General features: G+C 65.8%; 8 protein-coding genes. 4 read left to right on the top strand and 4 right to left on the bottom strand.

Annotation, left to right across the window (positions count from 1 at the left end):
- The first annotated feature begins 74 nt into the window (after positions 1-74).
- From LY284_RS17335 to LY284_RS17325, 3 genes are all read left to right on the top strand, one after another.
- Entirely contained in the window at positions 75-1,658 is a 1,584-nt protein-coding gene (locus LY284_RS17335; protein ID WP_233387426.1) for an aldehyde dehydrogenase (NADP(+)), read from the top strand.
- A gap of 579 nt (positions 1,659-2,237) precedes the next feature.
- Positions 2,238-4,205: a zinc ribbon domain-containing protein gene (locus tag LY284_RS17330; RefSeq protein ID WP_233387425.1), complete on the top strand. Its 1,968-nt coding sequence runs from the start codon at positions 2,238-2,240 to the stop codon at positions 4,203-4,205.
- A 187-nt stretch (positions 4,206-4,392) separates the two neighbouring features.
- A complete protein-coding gene (locus tag LY284_RS17325; protein WP_063177198.1) occupies positions 4,393-5,532 on the top strand; it encodes a TAXI family TRAP transporter solute-binding subunit in 1,140 nt (379 codons plus the stop codon).
- A 46-nt stretch (positions 5,533-5,578) separates the two neighbouring features.
- Here the strand turns inward: LY284_RS17325 and LY284_RS17320 are convergent, their stop codons facing one another.
- A complete protein-coding gene (locus tag LY284_RS17320; protein ID WP_233387424.1) occupies positions 5,579-5,848 on the bottom strand; it encodes a helix-turn-helix domain-containing protein in 270 nt (89 codons plus the stop codon).
- Entirely contained in the window at positions 5,832-7,256 is a 1,425-nt protein-coding gene (locus LY284_RS17315) for a PLP-dependent aminotransferase family protein (protein ID WP_233387423.1), read from the bottom strand. The genes LY284_RS17320 and LY284_RS17315 overlap by 17 nt, the downstream gene beginning before the upstream one ends.
- 149 nt (positions 7,257-7,405) lie before the next feature.
- Between LY284_RS17315 and LY284_RS17310 the strand changes: the two genes are divergently transcribed.
- Entirely contained in the window at positions 7,406-9,730 is a 2,325-nt protein-coding gene (locus LY284_RS17310) for an FdhF/YdeP family oxidoreductase (protein WP_233387422.1), read from the top strand.
- Here the strand turns inward: LY284_RS17310 and LY284_RS17305 are convergent.
- Together LY284_RS17305 and LY284_RS17300 are read right to left on the bottom strand one after the other, a co-directional pair.
- Positions 9,624-10,055 (bottom strand): hypothetical protein, encoded by a 432-nt coding sequence (locus LY284_RS17305; protein WP_233387421.1) that lies wholly within the window; start codon positions 10,053-10,055, stop codon positions 9,624-9,626. The genes LY284_RS17310 and LY284_RS17305 overlap by 107 nt on opposite strands.
- A gap of 140 nt (positions 10,056-10,195) precedes the next feature.
- Positions 10,196-12,934, bottom strand: a complete 2,739-nt coding sequence (locus LY284_RS17300) for a glucosidase (protein ID WP_233387420.1) — start codon at positions 12,932-12,934, stop codon at positions 10,196-10,198.
- Positions 12,935-12,986: the final 52 nt, after the last annotated feature.

The raw sequence follows: 12,986 nt of genomic DNA, 5'->3' as shown, positions 1-12,986 counted from the left end.
GCCGTATAGTCGGGCAAGGTGGCAGTCATCGTACAACTGCCCGCTCGACACATTTCAAGCAAGGACGAGACAACATGCAACTCACTGGCAACCTGCTCATCGGTCAGGAATCGGTCTTCGGCTCGAACGGCGCGATCAAGGCCGTCAACGCCTCGACCGGCGCGGCCATCGAACCGGCTTTCGGCGGCGCGACGCTCGCCGATCTCGACCGCGCCTGCGCGCTCGCGTGGACCGCGTTCGACGTGTATCGCGAGACCGCGCCCGAAGCGCGCGCCGCGTTCCTCGAAACGATCGCGCAGAACATCCTCGATATCGGCGACGACCTGATCGAGCGCTGCATGATCGAAAGCGGCCTGCCGCGCGCGCGTCTCGAAGGCGAGCGCGGCCGCACGGTCGGCCAGTTGCGCATGTTCGCGGACGTGGTTCGCAACGGCGATTTCCTCGGCGTGCGCATCGATCCGGCGCAACCGGAACGCAAGCCGCTGCCGCGCGTGGATCTGCGCCTGCGTCATGTCGGCGTCGGCCCGGTGGCGGTGTTCGGCGCGAGCAACTTCCCGCTCGCGTTTTCGGTCGCGGGCGGCGATACGGCGTCGGCGCTCGCCGCCGGCTGCCCGGTCATCGTCAAGGCGCACTCGGCGCATCCGGGCACGGCGGAACTCGTCGGCCGCGCGGTGCAGAAGGCCGTGAAGGATTGCGGCATGCCCGAAGGCACGTTCTCGCTGCTGTTCGACAGCGGCCGCGACGTCGGCCAGGGTCTCGTGGCAGACAACCGCATCAAGGCGGCGGGCTTCACCGGCTCGCGCGGCGGCGGCACGGCGCTGATGAAGATCGCCGCGGCACGCGCCGAGCCGATCCCCGTCTATGCGGAAATGAGCAGCATCAACCCGGTCCTGTTGTTCCCGAACGCGCTCAAGAACCGCGCGGAAGGCATCGCGAAGGCGTTCGTGGGCTCGCTCGTGCTCGGCGCGGGCCAGTTCTGCACGAATCCGGGGCTGATCCTCGCCGTCGATGGCCCGGATCTCGACACGTTCATCGCGGCAGCCTCGGCGGCGCTGAATGAAACCGCCGCGCAGACGATGCTCACGCCGGGCATCTGCAAGACCTACCAGAGCGCCGTGTCGCGCGCCGCCGGTCATGAAGGCGTGACCACCGCCGCGCGCGGCGTCGAGGCGAAGGGCGAGAACCAGGGCCAGTCGGCGCTGTTCGTCACCACCGCCGACGCCTTCCGCAAGAGCCACGAACTTCAGGAAGAAATCTTCGGCGCGTCGTCGCTCGTCGTGCGCTGCCCGGATCTGGCGACGATGCTCGCGCTGGTCGAATCGCTGGAAGGCCAGTTGACGTCGGCGCTGCACATCGACGAAGCGGATCACGCCGACGCCCGCGGCTTCCTGCCCGCGCTCGAACGCCGCACCGGCCGCATTCTGGTGAACGGCTTCGGCACCGGCGTGGAAGTCGGCCACGCGATGGTCCACGGCGGCCCGTACCCGTCCACGGCGGATGGCCGCTCGACTTCGGTCGGCAGCCTCGCGATCAACCGCTTCCTGCGCCCGGTGAGCTATCAGGATCTGCCGGACGCGCTTCTGCCCGACGCGCTCAAGACGGACAATCCGCTCGGCCTGAACCGCCGCATCGACGGCAAGCTGCAACTGGCCAAGTAAGCCTTTCTCCGGTCCAGTCGCTACGGCCCGCGGCGCGAGATTTCGCGCCGCGGGCATTTTTACGTCTGCCCGGCGGACGAAAAGCGCTGATTCCGGACGACGATTCGGAAACCTTATCGATTTCGGGCCGCCTTTTTCCTGCCGCCCGCCTCCCGCCGTTGGCGCGCTACAACGCCCGGCCGCGCGCGAGAATCGCTTTGGCATCAGTGGGTTATCCGGCCGCCGCGCGCCCTTGTCGTCTAACGGCTAAGGATTGGCGGTTCACTACCGCCGGCGCCATCCCAAAATGTCAGAAACATCGTGAGCGAGAAGCCGCGCGTTGTGCGCCGTACCAGGCGCGCCGCGCAGTGGTGTAGTCGCTTAAGATCGCGGTCCGGAATAGGTGCGAAAGGCAATTGACGTCCGATAGCGGTTGAACCATAGTCGGAATGTCGTTTCCCGCCAGCGCCCATCGCAAGCGAGGAAACAAAACGAAGGATTGCTGCCGCGGGACCGCGTCCCTGCGACTACGCGCGACTCGGCGCGCATTGGCCACGCGAAATCGGCAAGCTCACGCAAACGTCCTTCGAGGGCTCCAGCATGACCACGCGTCTGACGTTTCCCGCATCCATGTTCTCCGTCGTCTGCCAGCGGTGCGGCAGCACGGTGCGCAAGAACGCCGACAGTTGCCCCAATTGCGGCGCCGACCGCAGCGCCGCGTTCGGCCAGAAGCGCGAGGCCCGCGCCGAGAAACCGCGCGCACCCATTTTCGACGAGGCGGCCGCGCCGCTGGCGTCCGCTTCGGCTTCCGCTTCCGCTTCCGCATCTCATGTTTCCGGCTCGATCGGCGGGCGGGGAGAGGCGTCCGAGCGCGTCGAGCCGGGCCTGCGCTCGCGCTGGACGGAGCGCGCGAGCGAGCGCATCGCCCAGAAAGCGGCGGAATATCGCACGCGCCGCGCCGAGGAATCCGCGCGCAACGCCTACGCCGAATCCAGCAACGATCCGGACGCCCTGCCCGGCTCCGACCGGTGGAGCCAGAAGAAAACGATCATCGCGGGCGCATGCGGGCTCGTCCTCGTGCTCGGCGCGATGTTCTACTACCAGCTCGGCGATTCCGACCACGTCGGCACGCCTTCCGCCGAACACAGCGTCTCGGGCGCGATCGATTCGAAGGTCGGTGCGCTCGTGCGCGGCGCGACGGACACGTCCACCCCCTCCGTCATGCCGGCGGCGCCCGCCACGGCCGAGCGGCATGCATCGGCGGACACCCGCGCGGCCAGAGCCAGCTCCGGCGATGCGCTGCAAGACGTGCGCTTCGCGCTCGATCAGCACGACCTCGCCAGCGCCCGCGCGTTGCTCAAGGTCCTGCCGGCGCAGCAGCAGGCGCGTGCGGAGTACGAAACCCTGAAGGACGAGCTCGTCAAGCGCGAAGCGCAGCGCGACGCCGCGTTGCAACTCGCGCGAGCCTGCGAGCGGACGTCCGCCTGGGCGTGCGTGCAGCAGAATGCGGGCGAGGCACTCGCGCTCGACGGCAGCAACATCGAATCGCAGGCGATGCTCGAACGCGTGATCTCGCATGCAGGCTGGCTCGCCCCGACGGCGGCCGCCGCGCTCGCGAAGAAGATGCCCGGCGCCGGGCCTGCCGCGGGCGACACGGCGAACACCGCCGCCGCGGCCGCGCCGAGGGCCGGCGCGGCGGCTCCCGCGCCCGTTCCCGCTCAGGCAAACGTTGCAGCGGCCGCGCCGGGCGCGAAACCCAACGCCTTCGCGCAGAAACCCGCGGCGGAACGCCGGCCGGGGCAGCGCAGCGCCGCCGCCGCGCGCCAGGCCGAGGAAGATGCGCGCGCGGATAAGATTGCGCGAGGCCAGGCGGCGACCAACGCGCTCACCGCGACGATCATGCCGCCGCCGACGGTCGCGACGACGATGACGACGCCGCCCGCGCCCGCCGCGCAGACACCCCGGCAGGCGACGCCATCGGCACAGGCTGCGGCGCCATCGTCACCGCAGCCGGCGGCGAAGAGCAACACGGCGCGCGCACCCTACTACCTCGGCGATGAAGAAGCGCAGCCTTCCACCTCGGCCAACGCCCGAAGCGCGAATCCACGCGCGCCGTACTATCTCGGCGACGAGGCCGCGCAGCCCGCGCGCCCGGCCAACTCGCGCGGCGCGTATTACCTGGGCGAAGATCCGCCGCAACCGTCCGCGCCCGCCCCGCGCGCCTCGGCGCCGCGCGCGGCCCAGCCCGCCAACCAGAGCAGCGCGCTGCCGCCTTCCACTTCGACGATGCAGGCCGCCGTGCCGCGCACGCCCGCGGCCGGCGCGCAGCCCGCCGCCCAGACGGCTGGCGCGCAAGCGCAGCGCGTTCCCGTCGTCAGCCAGCCCGGCACGCCGGCGAACGCCGCCCCGCGCACCACGCAGCCGGCGGCCGCCGCGGCGACGTCGCCCCAGTTCGCCGCCATGCCGGCGGGCTCGCATATTGACTCCGACAAGACCGAGGAGCTCGAACGCGCCATCAAGCAATACGGCTGGAGCGGCGGCGAATCGGCGCCGAAGCCGTCGCGTTAAAAATAAAGAACGACGCAAGAACAAGTACATACAGAGACAACCGCACGGCAGGCACACACGTCACGCAGCTTCGCGTGCCAACGCATGTGAATGACCGGGCATGAGCAGATTGCGCGCGCCGCGAAGGGTCAACCGTATCGCGCGAGTTTAAAAAGCACCCGTTCCAACTCCGATTAAAGGGTCAATCATGTTCACCAGGAAAGACATGCGCAACGCCGCACGGGGCGCGCTGGCGCTTCTCGCCATCGCCGGGCTGATCGGCGCGACATCGAGCTTCGCCGCCGATCCGATTCCCTACAAGATCACGACGGGCCAGGAACGCGGCACGTATATCCAGATCGGTCAGGATCTGTCGAAGTACGTGGCCGAGCCGGCGGGCATCGAACTGGAAGTGCTGCCCTCGAAGGGATCGGCGGAAAACGTGCAGCGCATGCGCTACGAGCCCGGCGTGAAATTCGCGCTCGTGCAGTCGGACGTGTATCAGGCGTACATGGACATGGCGACCTCGGGCAACACCGACGCCGGCAAGATCATCAAGCCGCTGCGGCTCATCATGCCGCTCTACGACGAAGAGATTTACTTCGTCGCGCGCGCCGATTCGCCGATGAAGTACATCCACGAGATCAAGGGCAAGAACATCAGCGTGGGGCCGATCGGCAGCGGCACGGCGCAATCGGCGGAAACGCTGTACCGGCTGATGTTCGGCGAGCCGATCGCCGAGGCCAGCGAGCAGCATCTGAACAACGAGGATTCGCTCGCGCGGCTGATCGTCGGCAAGATCGATGTCGCGGTGATCGTCGCGGGGCAGCCGGCCAAGCTCTTTCAGGACATGAATCCCGAGTTGCTGAAGCAGATCAAGCTGCTGCGCCTCGATTCGGCCGCGCAGGAAACCGCGCGCGCCAAGCAGACGTATTTCCCGGCGACGATCCGCACGACGAGCTATCCGAACTGGATTCAGGAAGACACGCCGACGCTCACCGTGAAGGCGTTTCTCGTGACCTACGACTACGGCTTGCGCGGCACGGTCGGCGCGCTGTCGAAGTTCGCCGATTCGCTGTGCACGAACTTCGACACGCTGCAGGCGCAGGGCCATCCGAAGTGGAAGCAGGTGCATCTGGAATTGCCGCCGCTCACGAAGGGCTGGAAATACTATCCGCCGATGGAAAAGCACTTGCGCGCGTGCATCGCGCAGCGCAATGCGGCCGCGGATCAGTCGCAGAATCCGACGCGCAGGGTCGCGACGCGTCAGCAGGACGCCACCACGCAAAAGCCGAAGAAGGAGAGCTGCACCGCGCAGGAAAAGCTGCTGTTGTTGTGCGATCAGTGATGGTGGGGCGTTAAGGGTGAGCGCGGGGCGTCATGCCGCGCTCTTTTCAGCCGCCCTGATCGAACACCGCCTCGCAAAACCCCACGCCGTCCTCCGTCAGCCACGCGCTGCCCGTCCCTTCCTCGCTCGTCCGCACCTCGACCAGCCCGCCTTCCGTCAGCGCGGTCAGTAGCCGCCGTAGCGCGCTCATCGGCAGGCCGGACTGCTTCGCGAGCTTCGCCAGCGACCACGCGCGCGCCGGCGTTTCGCCGTGCGCCCGCCAGAGCTGCGCCAGCACGGCGACGAGCGCCGGATCGATGTCATCGTTCACTTGCATGCTCCTTCACCAGCGCGCCCAGCCGCTGCAGCGCGGCCTCGCTCTGTGCTGTCCACGGATAACTGTAATTGAGCCGGATGAAGTGGCTGAACGCATTGCGCGTCGAAAACATATAGCCCGGCCCGACGGTGATGCCGCATTCGAGCGCCGCGCGATAAAGCCGCATCGAATCGACGCGCTCCGGCAACTCGACCCACAGCACGTAGCCGCCCTGCGGCGCCGACATGCGCGTGCCCGCCGGGAAAAAACGCTCGACCATCGCGCTCATGATGCGCGCCTGCTGGCGATACAGCTTGCGCACGCGCCGCAGATGCCGGTCATAGCCGTCCTGACGCAGATAATCCGCGATCGCGACCTGCGGCACCGATGGCGTCGTCAGCGTATTGAGAAACTTGAGCTTCTCGACCTGCGCGCGATACCGCCCCGGCATCGCCCAGCCGATCCGGTACGACGCCGTCAGGCTCTTCGAGAAGGACGCGCAGTGCAGCACGAGCCCTTTCGTGTCGAAGTTCTTGAGCGCCGACGGCCGCGCATCGCCGTAGTAAAGCTCGTGATAGACATCGTTTTCGATGACCGGAATCTCATGCGCCGATAACAGTTCCACGAGCCGCCGCTTGCGCTCGTCCGGCATCTGAAAGCCGAGCGGATTCTGAAAGTTCGGCATCACCATGCACGCGGCGATCTTTCTGCGCGCGATGATCTGCCCGAGCGCATCGATATCGATGCCTTCCGCCGGATGCGTCGGCACTTCGATCGCGCGCATGCCGAGGCGCTCGATCGCGTGCAGCATCGCGTAATACGTCGGCGATTCGACCGCGACCGTATCGCCCGGTTTCGCGACCGCCTGCAGGCTCAGGTTGATCGCCTCGGTCGCGCCGACGGTGATCACGATCTCCTCCGGGTCTACCGGCACGCCGTTTTCCGCGTAGCGCCGCGCGATCTGGCGAATCAGTTCGCCATTGCCCGGCGGCAGATCGTCGATGAGATTCCAGGTCGCATGCCGCCGCGCGATCGCGTTCGCGTACTGGTTGATGCGCCGCCACGGAAACGGCTCGGGATCGGGATACGGCGAGCCGAACGGCACGGCGTCGTGGGCGCGGATGCTGCGCAAGGTCGAGAGCACGAGCCGGCTCACATCGACTTCCGACGCCACCGCCAGCGCGCGCGCCGGGCGCTTCGGCTCGGGCTTGAGCGTCGCGAGCGTCGCGCGCACGAAGTAGCCGGACTGCGGGCGCGTCTCCAGAATGCCGCGGCTTTCCAGAATCGCGTACGCGTGCAGCACCGTCTTGATGCTCACGTCGTGCTGCTGACTGGCCTGCCGCACGGACGCGACCTTCTCGCCCGGCGCGAACACGCCGCGGCGCACGGCTTCCTCGATTTCATCGGCGAGCTTCTCGTAGAGCTTCAACGCGCGTTTTCCTTTCTGCTCGATATGAGTCGCAGTCTATGTCAAAACGTCGCAACTGTATCCCTCTGATTTCGCATTTTCTGTGCGCCGCGCTCGATTCGGAACACAGTACGCTTCGTTCATCGCCTGCTCCGTCTTGAACCACCGCCATGAAGAAGCCTGAAGTCCGCGTCGAACCGCGCATCGAGCCCTACACGCATCCCGCCGCCGGCTGGGGCGCGCTGAAGCAGGTCGCCATCAATCTTGTCAAGGAGCGGGTCGCGGGCGGCAACTACCGGACGCTCTTCAAGCAGAACCAGCCCGACGGCTTCGATTGCCCCGGCTGCGCGTGGCCGGACCGCGAGCACGCATCGACGTTCGAGTTCTGCGAAAACGGCGTGAAGGCCGTCGCCGCCGAGGCGACGAGCAAGCGCGTCACGCCCGCGTTCTTCGAAGCGCACACGGTGGCCTCGCTGATGACGCAATCGGACTACGAGCTGGAGCAGCACGGACGGCTGACCGATCCGCTCGTCTACGACGCGAAGCGCGACCGCTATGTGCCGATCGAATGGGAGCAGGCGTTCGAGCTGATCGCCTGGCATCTGAAAAAGCTTCACGACCCGAATCAGGCCGCGTTCTACACGTCGGGCCGCGCGAGCAACGAAGCCGCGTTTCTGTATCAGTTGTTCGTGCGCATGTTCGGCACCAACAATTTCCCCGATTGCTCGAACATGTGCCACGAAGCGACGAGCCGCGGCTTGCCGCATACGGTGGGCATCGGCAAGGGCACGGTCACGCTCGACGACTTCGAGCACGCCGACACGCTGCTGCTCTTCGGCCAGAATCCGGCGACGAACCATCCGCGCATGCTCGGCGAATTGCGCGACTGCGCGAAGCGCGGCGCGACCATCGTGTCGATCAATCCGTTGAAGGAGCGCGGCCTCGAACGCTTCGCGAGCCCGCAGCACCCGCTCGACATGCTTTCGCCGAAGGGCGTGAAGATCAGCTCGGTGTTCATCCGTCCGAAAGTGGGCGGCGACTTCGCCCTGATCAAGGGCGTCGCCAAGCGCGTGATCGAACTGGATGACGCCGCATGGGCCGCCGGCGCGCCACGCGTGCTCGACGTCGAATTCATCGCGGAGCATACGGTCGGCTTCGACGCATTCGCCGACGACCTGCGCGCCGAAAGCTGGGATGCGATCGTCGCGGAATCGGGCGTGGACATGGACGGCATCCTCCAGCTCGCCGATATCTACGCGAAGGGCCGCGCCGTCATCGCGACATGGGGCATGGGCCTCACGCAGCACAAAAATTCCGTGCCGACGATTCAGCTTCTGTCGAACCTGATGATGATGCGCGGGAATATTGGCCGGCGCGGCGCGGGGCTATGCCCGGTGCGCGGCCATTCGAACGTGCAGGGCGACCACACGGTGGGCATCGAGGAAAAGCCGGCGCAAGCGTTTCTTGACCGCCTCGGCGCAGCCTACGATTTCGCGCCGCCGCGCGAGCATGGCTACGATGTGGTCGATACGATCCACGCGATGCTCGAAGGCAAGGTGAAGGTGTTCATCGGCCTCGGTGGCAACTTCTCGATCGCGACGCCCGACACGCCGCGCACCTGGGAAGCGATGCGCGCGTGCGATCTCACCGTGCACATCACGACGAAGCTCAATCGCAGCCATCTCGTGCATGGCCGCGACGCACTCATTCTGCCGACGCTCGGCCGCACTGAAATCGACATGCAGAACGGCGTGCCGCAAGGCGTAAGCGTCGAGGATTCGATGAGCATGGTGCACATCTCCTACGGCATGAACAAGCCGGCCTCCCCCAACCTGCTTTCCGAAGTGGCGATCGTCGCGCGCATGGCGGACGCGACGCTCGGCTCCGGCAAGGTCGACTGGCTCGCGCACGCGAACGACTATGCGCTGATTCGCGATGGCATCGAGAAAGTCATCGACGGCTTCGAGCGCTATAACGAGCGACTGAAGCAGCCCGGCGGCTTCCATCTTGGCGTGGCCTCGCGCGATCGCGTCTGGATGACGCCGAGCGGCAAGGCGCAGTTCATCGTCCACGAGATCGCGTTCGATACGCCGATTCACCGCGCCCGCGCCCTTCACGGCGAGCGCCTGATGACGCTCATGACCACACGCTCGCACGATCAGTACAACACGACGATCTACGGTCTCGACGATCGCTACCGCGGCGTATATGGGCAGCGGCACGTTCTGTTCGCGAACCGCGAGGATATCGATATGCTCGGTTTCGAGCCGGGCGAAGTTGTGGATATTACGAGCGTGTGGGACGACGGCGTGGAGCGCCGCGTGGACGGCTTCACGCTGGTCGAATACGACATTCCGCGTGGCTGCCTCGGCGCGTATTACCCGGAGACTAACCCGCTCGTGCCGCTTTCATCGGTCGCGGATGGCGCCGGTACGCCGACGTCGAAGTCCATTCCCGTGTTGTTGACACGCTCCCATCAGGCCGTGGCTGCCTGAAGACACCGCTTGCCGGTCCGCCGCAAAGCGCATGCAGACGCGCCTTCTGCCGCCGGCGGATACGGCGTTCGAGCGCCTTCGCGCCGCTGAACCGGCGATCGACGAATGCGCCCAGCGTAGCGAGAATCGCGACCCATGCGATCAATCCGGCCGCAACGCTGTTGAGCTCGCTGCTGAACCACACGCCGCCCAGCATGGCGGCGGCAAACACGAGCATGACCATGGCGAACGGCGGGCACTGCTCGTTTTCGACGTGGGCCACACCGATCACGCCCGTGCTCAGCCGATAGCCACTCATGGAATAAGTATCAACAGAACGATTCATTCCGTTCTCCAAACTGTTTCAGGTACTTGTAATTTGTCAATTTACCCAGTCGGAGACGCAAGCAATACAAGATTATTCCGAACTACGGCTTCGGCATAACACGGTTGACTTTTCGTGAAACGCCGAAACTTCGTGGTCTGTTATTTCGCGCCGGCAAACTCCTGAATGTCCGCATCGGCTTCGCCCGCGAGCGGCACCACGCCGGACGGCCCCGTCGCGTGCGGTTGCAGCAGCAGCGCCACCAGTCCGCTCCAGCCGGTCTGATGCGATGCGCCGACGCCGCGCCCGTTATCGCCGTGAAAGTATTCGTGGAACAGCACGAGATCGCGCGAGCGCGGATCGGCCTGCAGCAGCGGGTACGCGGCCATGACGGGCCGCTCGCCGTTGCGGTCGAGCAGAAAGAGCGTCGTCACGCGGCGCGCGAGCTCGTCGGCGATCTGCGCGAGCGAGAACTTCTGCCCCGAACCCGTCGGATATTCGACGCGGAAATCGTCGCCGTAATAGCGATGAAACTCGTGAATCGATTCGATCAGCAGATAGTTGACCGGCATCCAAACGGGGCCGCGCCAGTTCGAATTGCCGCCGAACACGCGCGAATCCGATTCCGCCGGCAGATAGCGGATGCTGAAACTCTCGCTGTTGTGATAGAAAACGAACGGATTGTCGAGATGCACGCGCGAGAGCGCGCGCACGCCGTGATCGGAGAGGAATTCGGTTTCGTCGAGCATGCGCCTCATGAGCGCCTTCATGCGATGCCCGCGCAACAGCGACAGCAGCACGCTATTGCCCTGCCCCTGCACGTTCCAGCGCGACACGAGCCGCGCGAGATCGGTGCGATGCTCCAGGAACCAGTGCAGACGCTCGCGCAGTTCCGGCAGCGAGCGGTACACCTTCGGCTCCAGCACATGCACGGCGAAAAGCGGAATGAGCCCGACGATCGAGCGGATACGCATCGGCACGTTCGAGCCGTCCGGCAGGCGCAGCTTGTCGTAGAAGAATTCGTCCTCGCTGTCCCAGAGTCCCGTCTCGCAGTTGTCCTCGCAACTCACCGCTTCCGCGATATACAGAAAGTGCTCGAAGAACTTCACGGCGATATCGACGAACACCTTGTTCGCATACGCGAGCTCCAGCGCGATGCGCATCAGGTCGAGCGCATACGCGGCCATCCATGCGGTGCCGTCCGCCTGATCGATGTGACCGCCCGTAGGCAGCGGCGACGAGCGATCGAAGATGCCGACGTTGTCCAGCCCGAGAAAGCCGCCCTGAAAGATGTTCTTGCCGTCGGCGTCCTTGCGGTTCACCCACCACGAAAAATTCAGCAGCAGCTTGTGGAACACGAGTTCCAGAAAGTCGCGGTCGCCGCGTCCAGTGATCGCGCGATCGATCTCGTACACGCGCCAGGTCGCCCAGGCGTGAACGGGCGGGTTGGCGTCGCTGAACGCCCACTCGTAAGCGGGCAACTGGCCGTTCGGATGCTGATAGCGGTCCTTCACGAGCAATAGCAGCTGACGCTTCGCGAACTCCGGGTCGATCAGCGCGAACGCGGCCGCATGAAACGCGAGGTCCCACGACGCGTACCACGGATATTCCCATTTGTCCGGCATCGACACGATGTCCGCGTTGCACAGATGCCGCCAGTCCGCGTTGCGCCCGAAGCGCCGCTGTTTCGGCGGCTTCGGCTGAAGCGGGTCGCCGTCGAGCCAGCGCGTCACGTCGAACTGATAGTACTGCTTCGACCACAACATGCCCGCGAGCGCCTGGCGCTGCACGAGCCGCTGATCCGCATCGGCAATGTCGTGCTGCAGCGCGCCGTAGAACTCGTCCGCTTCGGCGAGCCGGCGCGCGAAGAGCGCTTCGGCGTCGAGCGCGACCGCGTCCGGCGCGGATTCCGGCCGCCAGCGCATATAGACCACGGCCTTGCCGTGCGCTTCGAGCCGCAAGTGCGCGTGCGCCGCCGCGCGCGTGCCCGTGTCGCGGCGGATCGCGTCTTCGTCGCCGTTCAGGATGTAGTCGTTGAAGCCGTCCTTGAACGGACCCTCGCCTTCCATGCGAAAGAGCCGCTTCACGTTGGTTTCGTTCTCGCAGAACAGCCATTCGATGTTCGCGCCGCCCGGCGACCAGGCGGTCACGACCATCGGCTCGTGCGCGGCCTGCTGCGCGAGCACGTAGGTGCCCTCGCCTTCCACGGTCGCGACTTTCAGCGAAGGCCTGATCGGCGCGGGTTTCCACGACCACGTATTGCGCGCCCAGATTTGCGGCAGCACGTCGAGCGTCGCGGCCACGTTGCCGCGGTTTTCGACCGTCACGCGCATGAGGATGTCGTCGGCGGTGTGCTTCGCGTATTCGACCTGCACGTCGAAGTAGCGCTCGTCGTCGAACACGCCGGTGTCCAGCACTTCGTACTCGGGCATGTCGGCGCCACGGCGGGCGTTTTCATCGACGAGATCGGCATACGGAAACGCCGCATGCGGATACTTGTAGAGCATGCGCATGTAGGAATGCGTCGGCGTGCCGTCGATGTAGAAATACAGCTCTTTCACGTCCTCGCCGTGATTGCCCTCTTCGTTCGTCAGACCGAAGAGCCGCTCCTTGATGATCGGATCGCAGCCGTTCCAGAGCGCGAGCGAGACGCACCAGTTGAGCTTGTCGTCGCCGAAGCCCGCGATGCCGTCTTCGCCCCATCGATACGCGCGGCTGCGGGCGTGATCGTGCGGGAAGTACTCCCACGCGGTGCCGAATTCGCTGTAATCCTCGCGCACCGTGCCCCATTGACGCTCGCTCAGATACGGTCCCCAGCGCTGCCAGCGCGGGCCGTCCTTCGAATGTAGCCGGGAGCCTTCGACGGTGTCGATCTGATTGACGGGACGCGATTTCGGCATGAGCCTCTCCTCGTTGCGGCGTGCGAGCCGGCGGGCAAGACTCGTAATTTAG

The organism is Caballeronia sp. PC1 (assembly GCF_021353155.1).
Lineage (GTDB): Bacteria > Pseudomonadota > Gammaproteobacteria > Burkholderiales > Burkholderiaceae > Caballeronia > Caballeronia cordobensis.
Note: the sequence above shows the minus strand (reverse complement) of the source record. Positions and strands in the feature narration are given on the sequence as shown.

Excerpts from the sequence above, each read along its gene's own strand:
- LY284_RS17335 (WP_233387426.1), top strand. The coding sequence starts at position 75 with ATGCAACTCACTGGCAACCTGCTCATCGGTCAGGAATCGGTCTTCGGC.
- LY284_RS17330 (WP_233387425.1), top strand. The coding sequence starts at position 2,238 with ATGACCACGCGTCTGACGTTTCCCGCATCCATGTTCTCCGTCGTCTGC.
- LY284_RS17325 (WP_063177198.1), top strand. The coding sequence starts at position 4,393 with ATGTTCACCAGGAAAGACATGCGCAACGCCGCACGGGGCGCGCTGGCG.
- LY284_RS17320 (WP_233387424.1), bottom strand. The coding sequence starts at position 5,848 with ATGCAAGTGAACGATGACATCGATCCGGCGCTCGTCGCCGTGCTGGCG.
- LY284_RS17310 (WP_233387422.1), top strand. The coding sequence starts at position 7,406 with ATGAAGAAGCCTGAAGTCCGCGTCGAACCGCGCATCGAGCCCTACACG.
- LY284_RS17305 (WP_233387421.1), bottom strand. The coding sequence starts at position 10,055 with ATGAATCGTTCTGTTGATACTTATTCCATGAGTGGCTATCGGCTGAGC.
- LY284_RS17300 (WP_233387420.1), bottom strand. The coding sequence starts at position 12,934 with ATGCCGAAATCGCGTCCCGTCAATCAGATCGACACCGTCGAAGGCTCC.